Here is a 20,705-nt window from a genome sequence, read left to right as displayed (position 1 = left end):
TTTTTTGAGACGTGGAGCGCAGAACCTTGGGGAAAAACCTTCCGGACCTCAGCCGGAAGACGGGTGGCAACCGTTCCGTTTTTTCCGGAATGCCGGATGATTCCAGCTTGCTACGGGGTTGCGCGTCGGGCATATACCGGGACGAATTCCGGAGGATACACGTTTTCCGGCTGTTTTGCAGGGTTTTATACCCTTATACCAGATTCCGGCAAAAGTCAAAGGAATTTACTTGACCTGCCCCGCACGGTCTCCTCATTTTTCCTGCATTATCACTGACCGTCCGGCGAACAATTCGAAAATTATTAATAACCACACAAAAAAGTGTTACTTTGGCCTATACGTGATGTTATATAATACGTTGCTGGTATAGGTGGACATTTCAGAGGTGTGTAAAGAATGGCATTTCATCCTCCGGTAGCAATCATCGCAAAAGCAGGTGACTCCGGAAAATACAAGGTAGGCCTGCCAGCATGGAACATGCTCCTCCGCGGGTTCCTGGCCGGCGCCTTTATCGCCATGGGTGGTGCGCTTGCAACGGTATGCAGTACCAATATTGCTGCGAGTGCAGCGGCGATCAAGGACGTACCCGGCCTGGCATTTGGTGTGTCAAGTGCCGGGTTCGCACAGTTGATCCTGGGAGCCACGTTCCCTGTTGGGCTTATCATCATCGTCCTGACAGGTGCGGAACTCTTCACCGGTGACGCAATGCTTGCCCCGGTGGCGGCGTTCGTGCACAAGGTGAGCTGGATGCAGGTCATCAACCTGTGGGTCTGGGTCTATATCGGAAACTTCATCGGATCGATTGTCTGGGCATATATCATGGCAAACGGGCCGTTCGTGTCCTTTGGCATGGATGCCACAACCGGGGCAACCACCGCAACGATCACTGCGTTCGGAACGAGGGCGATAGCGATCGCGGTTGCAAAGACCAGTTACGTGGGAATGATGGGCATGTGGTCTGCGTTCCTCAAGGCAGTCGCCTGTAACTGGCTCGTCAACCTGGCCATCCTGCTCGGCATCTGCGCCGATGACCTGATCGGCAAGTTCTTCGGCATCTGGTTCCCGATCATGGCCTTCGTCTCGAGCGGGTTCGAGCACTCGGTTGCCAACATGTACTTCATCCCTGCCGGCATCCTGACCGCGGGCCTGACGAATACCGCAACCACGGTGAACTGGGTCAACATGTGGACGAGCAACCTTATCGTCGTCACCATCGGTAATATCGTCGGCGGGATGTTCTTTGTCGGTGTACTCTACTGGGTTGCGTTCCGGAAAGAGATCGCAGCACTGAAGTAGATTTACCACAAACACTCTTTTTCATGAAGATCGGAAATGTTGACGTAAAGATCTCGATCCTCGTCATTGTGGTGTTTGTTTTCTTCGCCCTCCTCATTGTCGTCGCATCTTTCTCCAGTCCCGCTGTCCGTTCCCAGCTCTACTGGATGCTTCCCGCGCTTGTCCTGCTGCTTGTCATGCCGATGGCCCTCAACTACATGACCAGGAAAGAGTATGCGGATCTTGAACCGGTCTATGAGCGGGAAGCACGGCCGGTAAGGATCCGGATGATCAACGAGTCGATGATTGGGAAGATCGTGAAGATCGAAGGAGTGGTCGAGAGCGTACGTTTCCAGTTCCTGAACCGTCCCCAGTTCATGGTCGCGGACCGCACCGGGGAGATCCCGGTGAAGATGTTCACGAGCCCCCCGGAAGATATCCGCAAGGACGATCTCGTCGAAGTCCTTGGATCCGTCATCCGCAGGTACATGGTTGTCGGCGACCCGGTGGTCAACTGCGTCTCGATCCGGAAACAGGATAAAAAAGCCAAATCGGGGGAGAAGTCCTGACCCCGGGTCTGGTGCGGGAAGGTATAGGTATGAATGCACATTCCTCCGGGACCGGGATGTCCCGGATCCCCTGCCATGACCCGTACTGACACCGCCCTGCGGTCCGGGAGTGCCGGGACACCATTCCTTGAACTTCTGGTCCCCGTCCTCTCGTTCGGGGGAACGCTTGCCGGGATCTTCATCTGGAGCCTCGGTCTTCATTTCGGCATCCAGTATGCAGCGATCGGTTCTGTCCTGGGTTCGTGTATTCTCGCCTACCTTGCCTGGATCCGGCAGAAGAAAGACATCGTCTCGCTGACAACGCCGATCTATGCCATCATCTTCTTTGTCGTGCCGTCTGACTACCTGCCCGGGATCGTGCTCCAGCTCCTCTTTGCCGCAGGTCTGACAGTTCTCCTGGTCCGGCTGAAGTACCGCTTCGGCGCCGTGCCGGCAGCCCGGCCTGAAGGTGACGTGCTTGCCGGACCCCTCCGGCAGTACGTGGACGGGCTGGCCGGTTCCTTCCCGTTCCTTTCAGCGGAAGCTGCGCACCATGCGGCCGATGTTTTTTGCCGATTCTCCATGGGCGAGTACCGGGAGGCCGGCCGCGTCTCGGACCTGCTGAGGAAGGATGTTGTGGAGGTACCGGAAGCTGGGGTCCTGACCCGTGCCCTGTCCGTCGTCAGCGAGCAGGCGGGATACACGGAACAGTCACTCGATCTCCCGGAAACATTCCTGACCTTTGATCCGGGACAGTGCCCGAAGCTTGCGCACACCGATCTTCCGGTGCAGGACCGGGAGCAGGAATATTGCCTGGCCCTGTACAACGCACTCCTGTACCTGTATGCCGCGGCCTGGGACCGTTCTCCCGCCGACCGCGACCGGCTCCTGCGCCTGAAGGACTTCGCCCTGAAACTGGCGTCGTGATTTTAATCAGCCCGCGCTGTGTGACGAAGGAACACGAGAAGAGAACCGTCAGGCTCTCTTCGCTGTTGCGACAATTAATTCCCGGCGCTGTCGTAGACCTGGCAGAGGTAGCGCGCCTCGAAGAGGACGATGAACGGTATGAGGATGAAGAGGATCAGCCCCCCGACAAAGGGGATCGCCATGCAGATCATCTCGATGATCCCGACGATGACCATCATGATGATCAGGGCCACGATGTAGGAGACCCAGCCGATCTTCCCGATGGTCCCGATGATCGCACTGAAGTTGAAGGCCTCGCCCATCTTCCCCGTCCGGGCGAACCTGACGACGCCGATGAACTCGAAGAGGGCGATGATGATCCCGATGATCGCGAGGACCACGATACTGGTGAGGAACGTCCCGATCCCTGCCGCGATCGCCGCCTGGTTCCCCGCGATGGCGGCCATGACCAGCGGCCAGATCGTGATGACCGCGACGATGATGACCGGGATCGCGTAGATGAGGCAGATGATCAGGTACTTGATCCCGTCGATGAAGAGCGTCGCCCATCCGGTGACCTCCGGGGCCGGTTTCTCCCCGCGGTAGATCTTCAGCTCGTAGCCAAGGAGCGGCAGGGCGAGCAGGATCGTTGCCACCAGCAGCAGCACCCATTTCATCCATTTTCCTACCAGACCTTCTTTTGCGTATCCGAACGCTTCCCCCAGCATCTTACCGTAATCCATCTCAATCACTTCCTGTAATACGTTCGTTTTGGCGTTCCGGCCTTAAAAATTGTTGTTGTCCAACGGTCCCGCGGATGAACAGGGAGAAAAATTCAGGAGAACCCGGACGAGAGTCCCTCTTTGATATCCCGCTTCCTCTCGGTATTGAGCCCCGCGATGTAGTCCTCGTAATAGTGGATCCTCGTGCTGACCGGGAACGGGATGCCGATTGTGGAGATGATCGCCTCGCCCCGGTCGAGAGTCTGGATCTCGATCTCCATCTTCGAGAGGTCCTGCTTGGCGCTGCCCATGATGATCTCCCGGTCGCCCCGGTCGCCGAGGCCCATCACCACGAAGGTGTTGATCTGGGCGAGCACCTTGGGGTCCACGTTCTTCGGCTGCTGGGTGATGACGCAGAGGCCGACCCCGAACTTGCGGCCTTCCATAGCGCACTCGCGGAAGATCTGGGTGGAGGAGCCGCCGGCGCTGAGCACCCGTTGCGCCTCCTCGATCGTGATCAGCACCTTCTTCTGCTCCAACGGTTCGGTCTCCGTCCCGAACTCCTCCGCGGACTTCCGGTGGGCCTGCATGATCCTCCGCGTGATCATCGAGAGGACGAAGAGTTCGCTCCGCTCGCCCATCCGGGGGATGTCGATCAGGACGACCTTGTTGTCGTGGAGGTGCCGGAGGATCTCCGTTACGGACGAGCCGGACTCGCGGAAGAACTTCCGGTTGCCGCTCACGATGTTCCGGATCCGGCGCTGGATCACCCCGAGCGTGCCCGGGTGGAATGCTGCCAGCTTCTCCGCAATGGCCGGGAACGGGCCGGCGTACGTGCCCGCCTTCACGGCATCCGGGAGCGTGTCGACGTTCGCCTGCAGGAAGAACGGGATGATCTCCTTGCCCTCAAACTCCTCGAGCGACTCGATTGCGTCCCGCTGGGCCTGCGAGAGGTCGTAGAGGAGGGCAAGGTCGGTCATCCGGAAGTCGTCGTAGTCAAGCCAGAGGCTGGAAAGGCCGTACTTCTTCCGGTCTGCATCGCTGATGGTGAAGACCGCGAGGCCGTCCCTTCCGGCCGTGTAGTGGACGAGCCCGAGGGTCCGCTCCCCGGTGCTCGACTGCCCTCCCCGGACGTACTCGCCGTGCGGGTCGACCATCAGGAGGCCGAACTGCTGCACCTTCATGCACGAGGCGCAGAAGGTCTTCATGAAGTTGGACTTGCCCATACCGGTGGTGGCAAAGACGCCCATGTGCTGGGGCAGGACTTTGCTGTGGATCTTGACCGGGACGTCTTTTAAGACTCCCTGCCCGGTCCGCATCACGCCGACCTCGATGTCGCCCATCACTTTCGTCAGAAACGCGAAGTCACCCGCTTCGGGTATAGTGACCTGCGAGAATTTTGTCGGGACGGTGCGGGGCTTCCGGAATACCCCGTTCCCGTCAACGAACCCGAGCGGGACTGCCTCGACCCCCAGGAAGACATCCTCGCCAAGCCCGTAGAAGTGCTCGGAGAACGGGCGGGTGTCCCACTTCTCGTCGGCAAAGTTGCTCTCGTGGATAAGGTCGCTGACCTTGGCATAGAAAGAGTAGCCCTTGGCGGTATCGGTGATCTTCAGGATGTCGCCGACAAAGAGGTTCTCCGCATGCGGGATGATAAACCGGTACGAAAGCACGCTCCGGCCAATGAGCCGGAACTTGGTGGCGTCTGCATTCTCAGTATCGTTCAAATTCATCATGTAAATCTCCAAACAGGTCTTCAAATGTCCGGTGCAGGATCCCCTGCCTCACAAAGCCGGCTCTCAGGTCCTGCTGCATCTGGTCGACAAGCTCATCGGTGATTTCGACCGTGCGGTGGGCGTCGAGGAGCGGGTAGGGGTATCCCGGTATCCTCCCGTCGCCCGCACAGGCGGCGAGGGCCTGCATGGTCGCTGCCGCGGTCCGGTCGTCCGTCCCCTTCGGGAGCTCCATCTTCAGCGGCCGGCCACGCGGGTGGAGAGAGGCGACAAAGATCTCCCCGTGCCGCCCCTGCCGGTACTCGGTGTGGTCGATCAGGCGGGGGTCGATCCGGGTCCACCACGGGCCGGCGATGCGGTACTCTGCCGCAAGCCCGGCAAGCGCGGGAAGGAGCGGGTGTCCCCCGCCCCACGTCGCCCGGGTCCGCTTGGCCACGGCAGCAAGGAGCACCCCGCGTTCTGCTGCCGTGTTCACAATCCCTGCCAGCACCGGCCCGTGGTTCTGGCTTGAGACCCGGAGCGCACCGTCAAGGAGCAGGAGCGAGCCTGCCGGCAGGCTGGCGGCAGTCTGCTGCGCCACCCAGTACTCCAGCGTATCGCGGAGGACTGCCGAGGCCCGCTCGGGGTCGGCGTTGTCAAGGCCTTTGTGCGGCAGGTCGCCGAAACACTCCCGGAAGAGCTCGTCGAAGTCTGTATTCCGGTGCCCGGGACCGATGGTGACGAGTGTTAGGGGGGTTGCTGCCCGCCCGGCCCGCTCGTTGCCGCTGAAGGTGGTCCGGGCTGCCCGGATCGCGGCAAGGGTAACGCTCCCGCCGTCCAGCACCGTCGCGTTCGATCCGTCCACGGCGCTCACGGTGCCGGATGGGCCGGGTCCGATGAGGCAGATGTCGTCCCGCCGGATCCCGCTCTTTTCAGCGAACTGCTGCACGATATCGTCCGGCACGTGGGCTGCGATCCTCCGGAGCGCCTTTACCACCGACTCCTCGTACGAGGAACGGTTGTCCATCACGCCGCCTTCTTTACCGGTCCTGAGTATTCGGCCTTCATTTCATTGAATTCTAGTTGGCATGTAATGGGATATAAGGGGGTGGGGGACGAGGTGAAACTGATCATTCGTTTCACCGTTGTCGGGGCCTTATGAATCCGGGACCTTTGTCAGAATCCAAACGGTTCATCGGAACCGCGAGGACGAGAAGAACCCATCAGGGTTCTTCGAAGGTCGGGGGAGAGAAGATCTCAAAGGTTCTTCGAACCTCTCCAGGGGGGAGACTGTCATGGGCCGTCATCCCGTACTCTCCCTGGAGTTCCGCCAGGCCTCTTTCGGTACCGTCATCTCGAACCGTGCCCCCCTGCCCGGCTCACCGCTCTCCCGGATGGTTATTCCGGTGATGGAGAGTATCTCCCGTGCGAGGAAGAGGCCGAACCCGGAATTTTCCCCGTACCCCTTCTCGAAGATCCGCTCTTTCTCCCCGGCGGGGATCCCGGTGCCGTTGTCCTCCACCATGATGACCAGCCCGTCGGGAGCCGGTTCGCAGCGGACCCCGATCTCCGTCACCCGCTTCCCGTGCCGCATGGCGTTCTCGAACAGATTGAAGAAGACCTTCTCCAGCATCGGGTCTGCGAAGACCTCGATTCCCCTGCAGGTGCCGGAACAGGCGACCTCGTTTCGCGCTGCCTTTGCGATGGTCTCGTCGAGCCGGAACCAGCCCGGGGTATGGACCCCCAGTTCCTGGTAGGTCTTCATGAACTCGATCTGCCGGCGGATCGTTGCCGAGCCGGCATCGATCTTCCCGAGGTACCCGGCGATGACCGGGTCGCGCTCCTCCATCGCGGCGATCCGGGTGAAGCCCTGGAGGGCCGTCAGCTGGTTCACGACGTCGTGCCGGGTGATGCTGTTCAGGAGACCGAGCTTCCGGTTGGCTTCCCGGATCGCGTGCTCCATTGCTTTTCGCTCGGTAACATCCTCGAGTGTCTCGACCGCACCAATGAGTACCCCGTCCGCGTTCCAGAGCGGCGCTGCCGTGAACGAGAGCCAGGTACCGGAAGCGCCCATTGCCGGGAAAAAGTCCGTTGCCTCGTACGCACCATCGATATACCGGGACGGCTGGAGTTTTCCCGCGTACCATTTGAAGAGGCCGTCCGTGTTGTTGTCGACAAGGAGATCGGCAAGCACCGGCCGCTTGTGGGGGTAGAACGCACGCCACTGCTGGTCGGTGCCTATGATATCCGCGGCTGGAATTCCGCTGTACTCCTCGAGCGCTTTGTTCCACGAGAGGATCCGGTGGTCATGGTCGATAACGAACTGGAGGACCGGCGAACCGTGGAGGATTGAGGCGAGCCGCGCCTCGCTCTCGCGCAGCGTTTCCTCGGCTCTCTTCCGCCGGGTAATGTCTTCGGAAAAGATGATTACGCCCCCGATATCATGACCCGCGGTGTACCATGGGCGCACCTCCCATGCAAGCCACTGGACGGATCCATCCTGCCGTTCGAACTTGTCCTCATTCGCAGAAGTGATCTCCCCGGCAAGACCGCGGCGGAGCACATCCTTGATCTCTTCGGTGAGCTCGGGAAAGATCTCGTAATGGGAATGACCGCGGAGATCCCGGTCGCCGAGATGATAATCGGTCATCCAACGGCGGCTTGCTGCGATATAGCGCAACTCCTTATCGAGCATGGCAAGAGCGGCAGGTGCATGCTCGATAAAGAGCCGGAGAAGCTCCTCGCTCTCGCGCAGCGCCTCCTCCATCCGCTTCCGTTCCGTGATGTCCCGGGCAGCAGCGAAGATCCGGTCGCCGATCGGGAAGGATCGCCACTCGATCCACCGGTAGCTCCCGTCCTTGTGCCGGTACCGGTTCGTGAAGTTGAGGACCTGCTTCTGGCCCGCGAGATCAGCGACAGCAGCAAGCGTCGGAATCTGGTCGTCCGGGTGTACGAAGTCGAGGAACCTGTGGCCCTCAAGGTCGGCAAGAGTATACCCGAGCGCCTTCTCCCACTCCTTGTTCAGCCGCCGGAAATACCCGTCCGTGCCGGCGATACAGAAGAGGTCGAGGCTCGCGGTGAAGAACTGGTCCAGCTCCTCGGTCTTCTCGCGAAGCGCATCCTCAAACGATCTGCGTTCGGCGATGAAGCGGGCCTGCTGGACGTTCTGGTATGCAATCTTGGAGAGCTGGTTTGCAAGGGTCGAGAGCGACTGTGCCACAGAACTGAACCGCTCGGAAGACATCACCGGTACTTCGTAGAATGCTTTGATGAAATCCTCCTCGTTGACACCGATCTCCCGTGCATAGGCCCGCATATGCTCTTCTGTCTGGGTCTCGTTCCTCACCTGCCCGATGAGCCAGTTGGCGATATGCCGGCCTCCTAGGACGATATTCGTCCCGGCCCCCCAAAGGCCGGCACTCAGGCAGACATGGATATACGGCCCGCCTTCATGGACCTTCCCGAGCTCCGAATCCGACTTATAACACCTCTCCCGTCCCGCAGGAGTCCGTCGCACGATCTCGCTGCACAACCGGCAGAAGTTGCTCGGCCGGGTAATCGGCGTGCCGTCCGGGCGCGTCAGGAGCACAGCTACCCCGGTGGCTTTTGCAAACTCATCCTGCAGCTGCTGGATCTCATTAAGGTCGAACAGATCCTCGAAAGCAACACCGGTATCCTCCAGGGGGCGGGTCAGGGCGACGAGCCGTTTTTCAAGAGCCTCCTCCGCCCGTTTCCGTTCGGTGTGGTCGATAAACGTTGCCAGGACACCATCGTTCAGGGTGATGCCGGAGATCTCGATGATGCGCTCCTCCCCGTTCCTGCACGTCACCCGGTATTCGGCAGGCGCGATATCCGATTGTTCCTCGCCCGCACGCCGGACCGCTTCGTCCCACTGCTGAATGACCCGCTGCCGGTAGTCCGGATCCGGGTACGCCCGCTGCCACCACGCTTCCAGGGTCGGGATATCCTCAGGCGTATACCCGAAGACCTTGACGAAACGGTCGTTGACGAAGGTCACCACCCCGTCGTTCCTGACGAGGGCGAGCGGCAGCGGTGCCTCCTCCAGGATCCTCCGGCTGCGCTCTTCGCTTTCCTGCAGTTTTTCCTGCGCCTGCTTCTGGCCGGTGATGTCCAGTACCGTCCCGATGATGGCAATGAGATTGCCGGACTGGTCGTACCTGCCCTGGAAGGTTGAGCAACTATAGCCAATGCTCTTATCCGGCCGAAGGAACCGTTGTTCAAACATACCCGGCTTGCGGGACTCGATCGCCTTCCTGATCAGTTCCCTGTCGCGCTGACGTTCCTCGGGCCAGGGTGACAGTTCGATGATGGAATCAATCCGCGGAGTGAACCCGCCGGGATCGAGGCCGAAGATCCTGAAAACCTCGTCGGACCATTCCACGTGTCCCGTCTTCACGTCCCAGGACCAGAATCCCAGGTGCGCCATCTCCTGTGCTTCCCGCAGTTTTCTCTCATTCTCGCGGAGCTCTTCTTCAGCCCGCTTCCGGTCGGTGATGTCCAGCAGGACACCGTTGTACACGATCCCTGACCCCTTCTTCACCGGCCGGGACAATCCCTGGAACCAGATCACTTCTCCGCCCGGTTTGATGAACCGGCCTTCGAAATCCCAGGACGATCCCGAGGATATCACCTCCTTGATCGATCGCAGGAACGCGTCCCGGTCGCGGGGGTCGACCTGTGCCGTGAACCGTCCGACGAACCCCTCCGGATCATTGCTGATCCCGAAGACTTCCGGGGCCCGGCTGCTGACAAACGAGGCCTCCATGCTGCCGTCGGGCCGGGTACAGGACTGGTAAACGACGCCCGGCACCGAGCCCGTGATCCCGGCCAGCTGCTGCTGGCTTTCCAGGATTTTTGCTTGTGCAAACGCGAGTTCCTCGTACTGGCCACGCAGTTCCTCCTCTGCGGCAGAGATCTGTTCATATGCAGCTCTCAGCTCGTCCTGGCTTTTCTTCCGTGCGACTGCCTGCCGGATCTTGTGAGCGAGCTCGGCAAACTGGGCCGCGGGATCCCCGCCTTTCTGGAGGTAGAAGTCGGCGCCGTTGTTGATCGCTTCGATCACCACCTCCTCGCGGCCTTTCCCGGTGAAGAGGATGAAGGGGAGATCCCCGTACCGCTTCCGGACTTCTTTCAGGAAAGCGATCCCGTCCATGTCCGGCATCTGGTAATCAGAGACGATGAGATCGTACGACCGGATGGAGGGAGAGTCCAGGGCATCTTTTGCCGATGTCGACGTGAAGACCTGGAAGTTCCCGGTCTTCTCGAGAAAGAGCCGGGCTATTTCGAGGAGATCTGACTCGTCATCGACATAGAGGACCCGTATCCCCTCTTCCATGGTTATACATTTTTCCCCTCCTGTATATCTCTATCGGTGACAGAGAGGGCAGTTATTTTCCCGACCGGCGGTGCGGGCAGGTGATAGTTCTCCGGTATCCGGTCACAGCCGATGGCTTCTCAACTTCGGGGTCCTCCCGGACCCCTCAATTCACGTAAGTGCCAGTACTGCCAGTCCCGTTCCCTGGCCACGGCAGCATCGGCCTCAACGGGGTCGGCGGCCCGCCGGACCGCCTGTTGCGCATATGCTGCGGCACCAAATGCATGCGTGGGAACATGTGCCGTTGCCACCGCCTGTCCGGCCGAGCGTGCGGCTGAGCGTGCGGCGGTGTCTTCTCCCGCGTCCCGGGCAGCGGCATGGGCTGCGAGCGAAGCCCCGCGTATCTCGGCCATGTGGAATACCCCGGTCTCTATCCATGCCCGGAGCGTCCCGAGGGCGTTCCGTGGGCGGGGGTCATCCGGAAATTTTTCTTCAAAGAAGGGAAGGACACGCTCCGCGCAGTCGATTGCCCAGACGGCTAATATTTTTTTGTCGGTCTCTCTCACCAGCGCCGCTATCGCCTCGTCTTTTTGCGTGAGGGAAAATGTTGGTTGCTTCTCGTCTGGTCCGGGTTTCATGGCTGTCCGAATCGTACTCAGGGCCGCTTCACTCCACCTCTCTCACGGTGCTCGCCAGGCCGGAACCCATCTCGACCACGAGGGTGTTCGCGAACTCGCCCTGGATCTCCGCGATGTGGGAGATGAGGAGGATCTGCGGGAAGCGGGACTCCTGCGTCCGCAGGGCGACAAGGAGGTTGTTCCTCCGCTCCTCGTCCTGGCTCCCGAAGATCTCGTCGAAGATCAGGAACGTGCTCTCGTGCACCTGGTGGAGCTCGGCGAGGTAGCGGGAGAGGGCGATCCGGAGGGCGACCGCGATGTCATCCTGCTCGCCCCCGCTGAACCGCTCGATGGCGTAGTCGTCGTCCACGTCCCGTACGAGGAGGTTGAAGTCCTCGTCGAGGAGCACCTGCTCGTACCTGCCGCCCGTGATCTCGCCGATGATCCGGCTCACCTCGCCCTCGAGCCGGCTCCGCACGACCTGCATGAGGTAGACCACATATTCCGCAATGAGCGTGCGGGTGAGTTTCAGGAGCTCGATCTCGTCCTTTACCCCTGTGATCTGCTGTGCCAGAAGAGCGATCGCCGCCTCGCTCTTCCGGTAATCCGCGATCTTCTCTTCTGCGTGCGAGAGGCGTTCGGTTGTCCGGGCTATTGCCGATTCAGCGTTCCGCAGCGCTGTCTCGGTCCCGGCCAGCACCGCTTCCAGCCGGGTACCGTCCTCCGGGTCGCAGGACGACCTGCCGATCAGCGCAGTGAGTTCAGCGAGGTCCGCTTTCTTTTTTACGATCTGCCCGCCGAGCTCCGAGACCTGCTGCCGGAACACTGCTCCTTCTGCTATCTTTTTGCCGAGCTCGTTGAACCGGGCCTGGACCTTTTCGAGTGCAGCCACCTCTTTTTCCGCCCGTGCGAATTCTGCTTCATCGAACCCGCTCTCCTGGAGCTGCAGCACGAGGGCCTGCTGTGCGAGCTCGTTTATTTTCGCCTGTTCCTGCAGCTCTGCAAGTTCCGCCTCGATGGCCGCCTTTGTCTTCTGCTTCTCGGCAAGGCTCCGGAGCTCGCTGACCGCGGGTTTCTGTGCGTCGATCCTGCTCTTCTCTGCTGTGAGGCGTTCCTGTTCCCCGCACACTTCCACGGCCCGGTCCCGGATCTGTTCGAGCTGGTGCGTGAACTCCTGTTCTATGCCTGGGTAATGGCTGCCCAGCTTCTGCCGGCAGAGAGGGCAGGTGCCGTCGGTACCGGCATTTCTGATGTTGTCCCAGTCGGAAGCGAGTTTTCTCTCCTCTGCGATGAGCCGTTCCTGCCGGGCGGCGCACGTGCCGGTGGCGTGGAGGACCTCTGACTGGAGCGTGGAGAATACGGTTTCAAGGGCGCCATCCGGTATCTCCGCGGCGAGGGAGAGCGCTTCCCTGATACTGCGGGCGAGCGCGGCGATCTTTTTTGCATCCTCGTCAAGGACGGCGATCTTTGCCAGGGTCCTGCCTGTCTGCACGGTGAGGTCTGCCCGGCGCTGCCCGGTGAACCGCTGCTCTGCCCGGCACTGGTCGAACCGGGTCTTCCGGCTCCGCAGCATCTCCAGCTGCTCTTTTTTCCCGGGATATGCCGCGATCCCTGGCTCCAGTTCCCGGTATTCGTGCTCCTGCGCTGCGAGCGCGGAGAGCGTGGCCCGGATGCGTGCCTGCTGCTGTTCCAGTCCCCCGATCTCGAGCGAGAGTGAGAGCTGCCGTTCGACGAGCCGGGAACACTCGGTCATCTTCTCGGAGAACTGCCGGAGCTCTGCAGCGAGTGCGGTCTTCTGTGCCAGCAGCCCCGCCTGCTGCTGTTTCTGGTCTGCAATCGTCTGCCGGGACGTGACGACCGAGGCCTGGAGGGCCCCGATATCTTCTGCACTCACGCGCCCGGTAAGGGCCCTGAGTTCTCCCTCCATCCCCGCAAGCTCGCTGGTCTTTGCATCGATCTGTTCCTTCAGGATCTTCTGGCTCCCGGCGTTCAGGTAATCGATCCCGAGCGCCCGGAGGAACCACTCCTTGCGCTTCCCCGGCGTGTTCTCGAGGAGCGTGAGGAGGTCCTTCTGGCCGGCGTAGATGGTGTTCCTGAAGTCCACCGGGCCCATCCCGATCGTCCGCTTCACCTCCTCTTCCACCTGGCTGACGCCCGTGGCCATCAGGTTCCCGTTCCTGTGGAAACTGGCATCGTGGGTGACGGTCTTCCCCTTTTTGAACGTGCGGAGGACGGTGTAATTGTCGCCCCCGATCCGGAAGTCGAGCCTGACCTCGCACTTCTCCTTCGGGGATGCGAACGAGGAGACGATGTAGTCGGGGGCGATCCCGGTAGCCTGCACGCCGTAGAGGGCGAAGAAGATCGCCTGCACGAGGCTTGACTTGCCCGTGCCGTTGTTCCCGAGGATGCCGGTGATGCCGTCCTTGAACCGGATCTCCTCGTCCCGGAACCGCTTGAAGTTCTTCAGCACCAGCCGGTCGAGGATCATGAGGGGTCTCCGGTATTATTTTTGATAAAAAAATTGTGCTCCCAAGACAATGATGGGGTCTGATGCCCCCATACCCCCAAGTGGGAGGGGTGCCGCCGCCCCGAAGGGCGCCCCGCGGCTGCTTCATTACCGGTTTGCGAAATAAGGAATACTCCCTTCAAAGCAACACCGGATTTTTCCATGAGATTTTTCCGGACCCGGTAATCTGCCCCGCCGTGCCCCGCGAGGGGCCCTGAGGCGGGGAGTCCTCCTATCTCTATCATTTCCGGAAAAACGCTTTGGGAGATCATTCCGTTATCCCCCGGTGCTCATCCATCACGGACTGCAGCACCTCGTGTCCGCGGGCGGCCACGAACGCCTTCTGCTTCGCGGAGAGGTGCTGCTTCGCGATGAACTCCCCGAACTCCTGCAGGTAGTCGATCATCCGGATATCCTGCTGGAGCGGAACCGGCCGGTCCTCCTCCTCCGTCTTCACCCGGATCTTCAGGTCGAGGAGGTGCTCGCGGATGCCGGCGAGGTCCCTCGTGTCGATCCCCTTCCCGTGCTCACGTGACAGCCCGTCGAGCGTCACCTGCGCCATCGCGTACTCCGGCAGGTTCTTCAGCGTCACCCGGGCAATGATCTCGGCCGTGATATCCCCGGGGTGCACCCCTTCGCATTTCACCGTGCCGAGGTCGGCCATCGGCGTCTTCGGGAGTTCGAGGTGCGTTACCGTGTGCCTGCCCGGTTCCACGAGAAGCCCGCCCTTCTCGTCCGCGATCTCGCCATAAGTGAGGTACTCCGTGGAGCCCGAGTACCACGCATTGTCCGTGATCCGGCACTGGCGGTGGTAGTGGCCGAGCGCGATGTAATCGAAGCGGTCGGAGAGGATCGTCCCGTCCAGCTCGTGCTCCGCGACCGTGGCTAATCGTTTGTCCTTGATCTGCGTGGCGAGCCCGTGGGTCACGAGCACATTATTGTGCTTGCCGGAAAGCTCTATCTGGTCGTATGCTGTGCGGTAATCTTCTACCCGGAGCATGTTCGGGATCAGGTGGAAGAGCGTGTCTTGCAGCTCGACCTTTTCGTACCGGAATTTGTAGGCCGCTGTGATCTGCGACTTGTGGTACGTCAGGACCTCGAATGGCGAGGTCGTGTACCGCGTCTTGACCATGCTGTGGTTCCCGGCGATGATGACGAGTGGGATGCCGGCCGCGTGGAGTCGTTCGAGGGCTTCTAATACTGTCGTATAGGCTTTGGTCTTCGGTTTTACGGTGTCGAAGAGGTCGCCGGCGTGGACGAGGACGTCGGGTTTTTGCTGGATGATGACATCTATCGCTGACAGGAAGTTGTCGTAGATCTGTTTTTCCCGCAGATTCATCCCGGACTCTGGATCAAGTCTATTGAAGGCAGCGAGGCCGAGATGGGTGTCGGCGATGTGGATGAGGGTCATCTATACTTCTGTATGGAATTTTATGGAATATAAGAAGAGAGGGGAGGGCGGTGAAAATGGTCTTGTTGTACATCTACTTTATAAGAATTCCAGTTCTTTCACCTTTGAGATTCTTATGAATCTTTATCCACATGCAAATATATGAATAAATATAGGATTTAAAATAGGAATTTATTTTATTTACTTTTGAACAGTTAGGATATGATTGAATGAAATGGGACGAAGGATTATCCGATGAACAGAAAAAGGCTGCCAAGCACATTGGCACTCATGCCAGATTATTAGCGGGACCTGGCACTGGTAAAACTCTAACTTTGCAACGACATGTCGCATTTTTGATTAACGAAAAGAAGATAAGTCCTGATAGGATTTTAGCACTGACATTCACTCGGGCAGCAGCTCATGAATTACGTAAACGAATAATAGAAGTGCTAGATGAGAATCAAAAAATTCCTCAAGTTTCTACACTTCATTCATTTGCTTTAGCTCAATTATTACATAATATCGATCACTTAAACACGATTCCAAAACCTCTCCGAATAGCCGATAATTGGGAGGAACGAAAAATCATTTTTGAAGATTTAAAAATAATTTTAGGCTATAAATTAAAAGACGTTAAAGAAAAATTTTCTTTATTATCAGCGGATTGGCAAACTCTTGTAGCTGACGATGCCGATTGGGAAAAGAAGTTTGCTGATCCAAAATTTTTAGGGGCTTGGCAGCAGCATCGAAAAATCTTCGGATATACACTTCGATCCGAATTAGTCTATCAATTAAAACGAGCCTTAGAGCGAGTGGGATCTTTTCAATTTGATGCTGCATATTCAAATTTGTTAATCGATGAATATCAGGATCTGAATCGGTGTGATCTTGCAGTTATTGCTTCATTTAAAGATCGAGGAGTTCAAGTCTATTGTGCGGGGGATGATGATCAGAGCATTTATGGCTTCAGATTTGCTCATCCGGAGGGAATTAGACGATTTGATAAAGAGTTTCTCCCTTGTACGCAGCTTACATTAGAAACATGTATCCGGTGCGACAAAGAAATTATTGATTTAGCAATATTTGTTGCAAAATTGGATCCTTTCCGGATTGAAAAACCATTCAAACCGAAACCCGGTGCAGGAGATGGCGAAGTTCGGCTCATTAGGTTCGAAGATCAGAATGATGAAGCGAACGGGATAGCGACTATATGCGAATATCTTATTCGAAAACTTGCCTATCAACCCAATGATATCATGATATTAATGCGAGGTGATAGGAACGGAGTCTTCTCGAAAACAATCCGTGACAGATTGATGTCAAAGGAGATTCCGATAAAAATTCAAGAATCCGAAACTCCCTTGGATTCAGATGACGGAAGATATCTTTTAGCGCTTTTACGTCTTTCGATAAATCCGAGTGACAATTTATCTTTTCGAACATTGTTGATGTTAAAACACGGAATAGGTTATCAGTCAATATTTTCAATATATAAATTTGCTCAGCATAGTGGCAATAATTTTATATCTGCTGCAAATTCGATATGTGAAAATCCATTATTAATTCCAAAAGTAGGTCAGAGAATTTGCGATGCAGTAAAAGAAATAAATAATATTTTTGGGAAATATTCTTCAAGCATTCAGGAATTAAATAATCAAAAGAATCAAGAAAAATTAATTGAATTTTTAACAAAATTTGCGAATGAAATAATTGAAAATAAAGAAAATCGAAAAGAAATACTTGAATATTGTATAAATTTAATTAAAGAAACGGAATCAGAAACAATAAATGACTTTTTGACAGGGTTATCTTCTATTAATCAAAGAATTGAGCAAGAACTGGCTACCGATAAAGTCAATATGATGACAATGCATAAAGCAAAAGGCCTGACTTCAAAGGCGGTTATTATTATAGCTTGTGAGGACGAAACGATTCCCGGAAAACAAGAAAACGGGGAAAAAGAAGGTGATGAACGACGTTTGTTATATGTTTCTTTATCAAGGGCCAAACATTTTCTGGCTATTACCTATTGTGATCAACGCACCGGTGCGCAGATATTTTCAGGTCGTTCAAATGGGACGCCTTACCGAAATCTAACACGTTTTTTGGAACATGCTCCTGTTATACCTATTGTCGGGAAGCGATATTTAGAAACAATTGCGAAGAAATAAAAAAACCAAATTCTTTTTCAGGATGGTTGCAATTAATTATATTAAATCGAAATTGATTGAGGATTATGGCAAAACTTGAAAATTGGTTTTTCAAATATAATGCGTGGTCATTCAGCAAACATCGATTGTGGAATCTCTGTAAACGAAGTTTTTATTATCGATACATTGGGACCGCTCTTGTGGAATCACCAAATTTTGATATTTATAAACTGAAACGATTAAAGGATGTCAATTCGAAATATGTTCTCCAAGGCTCATTAATTCATGAAGCAATAGAAAATCAAATCGCTCAGTATCATCTCGGTCGTGATTTCAACGAAGCTGGAACAAAAGCACAATTTTCTAACCGATTAGATCAATTTAGGAAAACCGCCTCTGATACAATACTCGAATACTTTAACGGAATGCCCATAGATAATGAGTTTTTTAATTATATTCTTGAAGACGGAAAAGAAAAAATTAAGATGTTTTTTGAAGTAATTTGGCCTCAAATTAAAGATTTAGAATATTTGAAACATGAAGATTTTGATAAATTTAAAATCGGAGACGTTGAGGTCGTTGTAAAGGTTGATTATGTAAGTAAAACTAAAACAGGTCTTATTGTTTTAACCGATTGGAAAACTGGGGCTGATAATGAAGAATATGAGAGTGATTTACAGATAGGAACATACGTCTTATGGGCAATGCATTATTTTCAAAAGAATGCGAGCGATATTCGAAGCGAACTCGCCTACTTAAAAACTGGAAAAATGCGCCCTTATGCGTTCGGTGAACATGAGCTTGATGAAATTAAGAATAAAATACTTGAAGATTTTCAAAATATGAATCATTCTTATGAGATTGAAGATTATCCTGCGGATCCGAAGCCCAAAAAATGTATCAGTTGTCAATTTGGATCAATATGTCCCGATTCAAAAATAGCGGACTTCTTCAATAATAAATTAAATGCATTTGGCTGAAGATTTCCGATTGTTGATATTATTATCCTAGAGTTTTGGCAACTAAGGCCGATTAAAAAAAATGCCTTCTAGATTCCACGATTAAATAATCAGATTTTTCCGGTATCCTCCTGATAGTTGTAACTACTTCTTCAGCAAACCGGCGGAATAGATCTTCATCACTATCAACAATTTTTTTCGCCGCATAAGGAAGTTTCTTCTGCAATACTCCTTTTGAAAATCGCATCAAATCCATCACGTTAACTATTCCCTTGCCATCCTTGAATTCTTCTGAGAATGGCGATCCCTCATATTCCGAATTGTCATATCCCTGCAACGCTTGTATTGAGATAGTTCGTAGTATGCAAGCATAGCAGCGTCCGCACATCTTAGTTTTATTCCCTTGAGGTTGTTGACTGAAACAGGAATGACTTTCCCTGATTGCAAAATCGAATTTTTCTTTTAGATTACCTCTGGCAATTTCAAGAACTTCTTTCTTGGTTTTATTGATATAAGGTGTTTTTATGTGGATCTCCTCATCATAGATGTGTGTTAATAATTCCTGCATGGACCGAACAAACTCCGGATTCATTGTTCTGGTAGGTTTTGATCCTTCGAATAACGGGGGGTTGCGCATCATCAACCCATTTTCCCCGGAGATAAGCGTGTTTGATTTATTCAAATGGAGATGAATCGATGATAAACCTAAAAAAATGAGACCTCTTGAGTTGGAGATACCAGTATCCGGCGGTAGTTTACTTATCTTTCCACTGCTTGGAATGAATGTAATTTTTTCAATTTTTCGCCCTGGGAATAACTCATTGAGTTTATCGATATGTGACCCAGTAAATCGGGATTTTACTACATGTACTAATGTCGCTTCTTCAAATTCCGTCGCAGCTGCAACACTATCCAATCCTTCGGAGAAAAGAAGAATCTCACGTTGATCGTCAAAAAATTTCGTCTGAATTTGTGTGTTTGGTTTTTTCGCAGTCTCTTGGACAAAATCTAACTCAAAATCTCTTCGGTACAGTGCCCATAACATTTTATTAAGCGATTCTTTCTCATTGTCCCAAAAATGTCTTTCATAAACAGGGATTTCGATTAGGGGCAATTCTCGTTTTGTGAAAATATTTTTTTTCCGATCAATGAAATTAAAATACAGAATAATTCGAACGAAATCATCTAATCTTGCAGGCAATTTATTTCGAATCTGATCCTTCGGATTATTTGATTTAAAAAAATCATTGATTTGCTGGCTGTTGATGGTCAGCTTATATTGTTCGACAAATTCTCTATCAATTTTATTTATTTTCATGTTCTCCTCTGAAAATTTTTATAATTATATCTCGAACTTCATTTTGATGGCGTGCAATCATATTAGGGTCGGCAAGGCTTTTTTCGGTAAGGTCTTTGCCAACATTTTTGACCGATTCTTCCAATTTTTTTAAAATTGCGCGTTTTATTGCTTTTCGTTCGTCGGGAGATTTTAATTTGAATAAGGGAGCAATCTCTTCGGAATTAAGAGTTTTTCCAGCGTAATCTACTAAACCAACGTAGAGTATTTTTTCGAAATCGGTGTTAAATTTCTCACTCATTTAAAAACGCCTCTTCTACCTGATCAATGCTTTGATCTACTACCGCTCCGACAATCTCTCCTATCTGTTCCTTCAGTTCAAGTGAAATACTTCCCGATTCTATGAGCAACTCCATAGCCTCATCGGTAATATACTGTCGTATGGCACCATCAGCGATATCTTTTATAATTGCAAAAACAGCAGCTTCGGTTCCCTCTCTTTCGGCAATTTCAGCATAATGAATGATTTTTTGAATAATTACAAGAATGCTAATTGCAGAGAGAATTGTTGCAAAGAAGGGATTCGTTGCTGCAAGAGCACTCAATAAGATTTTTACAGAAACTTCTTTGCCGGCTACAGTAGGCGGTGATTCGAGGGCGATTTTAATTTGGCCGATCTCTCGATCGGTATAGTGAGCGTTTCCAGGTCCAGTTGATTTTAAGCTTGGTCTGCTTTGACTTCCCATTATTGAATACTCTGGTGAGGATGTTGGTGTGAGGGCATTTAATTATATCTTGTGAAATAATTTTTCCATATCGTATGCTTTTCATTGCATATAAGAATTTGAATTTTAGCAGATGCAATTTTCAAATTCGCCCCTTTCCTCGCCATCTTATATCCCACCCCCCACACCGGATTCCCGGAACCCTTCGTACTCTTACAATCCCTCCCTTCCTTCCACTCCAGCATGTTCCAGTTCATCCCCCAGCCTCAGATCGCTCCTTCACCACTATAATTAATATTTCGGCTCTGTAGAAAACCTATCTAAAACAAGTAGTACCGATGGGAAGTTGCAAGATCAAACTAATCCTCTACAACCTCTCGAAAATTATTCTCGCTATCGTTATCCGGATCTGTTAATGAGGTTTTCTACAGAACCGGATTTTTTGCTCTGTAGAAATGTTTTCATCGAGAGAAAAGAACCGTGCTCGACCACAAGATCCAAGGTACGGTGTCTCCTTATTTTGTTATGTTCAGTAACGATAAGGAGACAATTAAGAAATC

General features: G+C 53.9%; 15 protein-coding genes. 5 read left to right on the top strand and 10 right to left on the bottom strand.

The window, feature by feature from the left end; genetic code table 11:
• The first annotated feature begins 396 nt into the window (after positions 1–396).
• The 3 genes from ABSB80_RS12585 (at position 397) to ABSB80_RS12575 (ending at position 2,750) form a co-directional block, all read left to right on the top strand.
• Entirely contained in the window at positions 397–1,296 is a 900-nt protein-coding gene (locus tag ABSB80_RS12585) for a formate/nitrite transporter family protein (RefSeq protein ID WP_428370977.1), read from the top strand.
• Positions 1,297–1,319: 23 nt separating this feature from the next.
• The gene (locus ABSB80_RS12580) at positions 1,320–1,844 is read left to right on the top strand and encodes a nucleotide-binding protein (RefSeq protein ID WP_428370976.1); all 525 of its coding nucleotides are present in this window, start codon (positions 1,320–1,322) and stop codon (positions 1,842–1,844) included.
• 75 nt (positions 1,845–1,919) lie between these two features.
• Complete coding sequence (locus ABSB80_RS12575; RefSeq protein WP_428370975.1) at positions 1,920–2,750, top strand: hypothetical protein; 831 nt, start codon at positions 1,920–1,922, stop codon at positions 2,748–2,750.
• Between the two features lie 74 nt (positions 2,751–2,824).
• Here ABSB80_RS12575 and ABSB80_RS12570 read toward each other — a convergent pair whose 3' ends face one another.
• The 7 genes from ABSB80_RS12570 to ABSB80_RS12540 form a co-directional block, all read right to left on the bottom strand.
• Positions 2,825–3,472, bottom strand: coding sequence for a DUF4013 domain-containing protein (locus ABSB80_RS12570; protein ID WP_428370974.1), 648 nt, complete (start codon positions 3,470–3,472; stop codon positions 2,825–2,827).
• Positions 3,473–3,564: 92 nt separating this feature from the next.
• Positions 3,565–5,184, bottom strand: coding sequence for an ATP-binding protein (locus tag ABSB80_RS12565; RefSeq protein WP_428371006.1), 1,620 nt, complete (start codon positions 5,182–5,184; stop codon positions 3,565–3,567).
• Complete coding sequence (locus ABSB80_RS12560; protein ID WP_428370973.1) at positions 5,165–6,190, bottom strand: DNA double-strand break repair nuclease NurA; 1,026 nt, start codon at positions 6,188–6,190, stop codon at positions 5,165–5,167. The genes ABSB80_RS12565 and ABSB80_RS12560 overlap by 20 nt, the downstream gene beginning before the upstream one ends.
• A 276-nt stretch (positions 6,191–6,466) precedes the next feature.
• Entirely contained in the window at positions 6,467–10,519 is a 4,053-nt protein-coding gene (locus tag ABSB80_RS12555) for a PAS domain S-box protein (protein ID WP_428370972.1), read from the bottom strand.
• A gap of 119 nt (positions 10,520–10,638) precedes the next feature.
• The gene (locus ABSB80_RS12550; RefSeq protein ID WP_428370971.1) at positions 10,639–11,136 is read right to left on the bottom strand and encodes a putative immunity protein; all 498 of its coding nucleotides are present in this window, start codon (positions 11,134–11,136) and stop codon (positions 10,639–10,641) included.
• Between the two features lie 28 nt (positions 11,137–11,164).
• Positions 11,165–13,603, bottom strand: a complete 2,439-nt coding sequence (locus tag ABSB80_RS12545) for an AAA family ATPase (RefSeq protein ID WP_428370970.1) — start codon at positions 13,601–13,603, stop codon at positions 11,165–11,167.
• A gap of 286 nt (positions 13,604–13,889) precedes the next feature.
• Positions 13,890–15,032: a metallophosphoesterase family protein gene (locus tag ABSB80_RS12540; protein ID WP_428370969.1), complete on the bottom strand. Its 1,143-nt coding sequence runs from the start codon at positions 15,030–15,032 to the stop codon at positions 13,890–13,892.
• Between the two features lie 209 nt (positions 15,033–15,241).
• On the opposite strand from ABSB80_RS12540, the gene ABSB80_RS12535 reads away from it, so the two are divergent.
• Both ABSB80_RS12535 and ABSB80_RS12530 read left to right on the top strand, forming a co-directional pair.
• The gene (locus ABSB80_RS12535) at positions 15,242–17,185 is read left to right on the top strand and encodes an ATP-dependent helicase (protein ID WP_428370968.1); all 1,944 of its coding nucleotides are present in this window, start codon (positions 15,242–15,244) and stop codon (positions 17,183–17,185) included.
• A 65-nt stretch (positions 17,186–17,250) separates the two neighbouring features.
• Positions 17,251–18,144 (top strand): PD-(D/E)XK nuclease family protein, encoded by an 894-nt coding sequence (locus ABSB80_RS12530; RefSeq protein ID WP_428370967.1) that lies wholly within the window; start codon positions 17,251–17,253, stop codon positions 18,142–18,144.
• Between the two features lie 52 nt (positions 18,145–18,196).
• On the opposite strand, the gene ABSB80_RS12525 is transcribed toward ABSB80_RS12530, so the two are convergent.
• The 3 genes from ABSB80_RS12525 to ABSB80_RS12515 are packed head-to-tail and all read right to left on the bottom strand — an operon-like array spanning position 18,197 to position 20,166.
• The gene (locus ABSB80_RS12525) at positions 18,197–19,441 is read right to left on the bottom strand and encodes a 7-cyano-7-deazaguanine synthase (RefSeq protein WP_428370966.1); all 1,245 of its coding nucleotides are present in this window, start codon (positions 19,439–19,441) and stop codon (positions 18,197–18,199) included.
• A complete protein-coding gene (locus ABSB80_RS12520; protein ID WP_428370965.1) occupies positions 19,428–19,721 on the bottom strand; it encodes a hypothetical protein in 294 nt (97 codons plus the stop codon). Before ABSB80_RS12520 ends, ABSB80_RS12525 begins: the two co-directional genes overlap by 14 nt.
• A complete protein-coding gene (locus tag ABSB80_RS12515; protein WP_428370964.1) occupies positions 19,714–20,166 on the bottom strand; it encodes a hypothetical protein in 453 nt (150 codons plus the stop codon). The genes ABSB80_RS12520 and ABSB80_RS12515 overlap by 8 nt, the downstream gene beginning before the upstream one ends.
• Positions 20,167–20,705 lie beyond the last annotated feature (539 nt).

Origin of the sequence: Methanoregula sp. (assembly GCF_050010295.1) — an archaeon.
GTDB lineage: Archaea > Halobacteriota > Methanomicrobia > Methanomicrobiales > Methanospirillaceae > Methanoregula.
The sequence above is the reverse complement of the archived record's forward strand: the minus strand, read 5'-3'. Positions and strand labels throughout refer to the sequence as shown.

Excerpts from the sequence above, each read along its gene's own strand:
- ABSB80_RS12585 (WP_428370977.1), top strand. The coding sequence starts at position 397 with ATGGCATTTCATCCTCCGGTAGCAATCATCGCAAAAGCAGGTGACTCC.
- ABSB80_RS12580 (WP_428370976.1), top strand. The coding sequence starts at position 1,320 with ATGAAGATCGGAAATGTTGACGTAAAGATCTCGATCCTCGTCATTGTG.
- ABSB80_RS12575 (WP_428370975.1), top strand. The coding sequence starts at position 1,920 with ATGACCCGTACTGACACCGCCCTGCGGTCCGGGAGTGCCGGGACACCA.
- ABSB80_RS12570 (WP_428370974.1), bottom strand. The coding sequence starts at position 3,472 with ATGGATTACGGTAAGATGCTGGGGGAAGCGTTCGGATACGCAAAAGAA.
- ABSB80_RS12565 (WP_428371006.1), bottom strand. The coding sequence starts at position 5,184 with ATGAATTTGAACGATACTGAGAATGCAGACGCCACCAAGTTCCGGCTC.
- ABSB80_RS12560 (WP_428370973.1), bottom strand. The coding sequence starts at position 6,190 with ATGGACAACCGTTCCTCGTACGAGGAGTCGGTGGTAAAGGCGCTCCGG.
- ABSB80_RS12555 (WP_428370972.1), bottom strand. The coding sequence starts at position 10,519 with ATGGAAGAGGGGATACGGGTCCTCTATGTCGATGACGAGTCAGATCTC.
- ABSB80_RS12550 (WP_428370971.1), bottom strand. The coding sequence starts at position 11,136 with ATGAAACCCGGACCAGACGAGAAGCAACCAACATTTTCCCTCACGCAA.
- ABSB80_RS12545 (WP_428370970.1), bottom strand. The coding sequence starts at position 13,603 with ATGATCCTCGACCGGCTGGTGCTGAAGAACTTCAAGCGGTTCCGGGAC.
- ABSB80_RS12540 (WP_428370969.1), bottom strand. The coding sequence starts at position 15,032 with ATGACCCTCATCCACATCGCCGACACCCATCTCGGCCTCGCTGCCTTC.
- ABSB80_RS12535 (WP_428370968.1), top strand. The coding sequence starts at position 15,242 with ATGAAATGGGACGAAGGATTATCCGATGAACAGAAAAAGGCTGCCAAG.
- ABSB80_RS12530 (WP_428370967.1), top strand. The coding sequence starts at position 17,251 with ATGGCAAAACTTGAAAATTGGTTTTTCAAATATAATGCGTGGTCATTC.
- ABSB80_RS12525 (WP_428370966.1), bottom strand. The coding sequence starts at position 19,441 with ATGAAAATAAATAAAATTGATAGAGAATTTGTCGAACAATATAAGCTG.
- ABSB80_RS12520 (WP_428370965.1), bottom strand. The coding sequence starts at position 19,721 with ATGAGTGAGAAATTTAACACCGATTTCGAAAAAATACTCTACGTTGGT.
- ABSB80_RS12515 (WP_428370964.1), bottom strand. The coding sequence starts at position 20,166 with ATGGGAAGTCAAAGCAGACCAAGCTTAAAATCAACTGGACCTGGAAAC.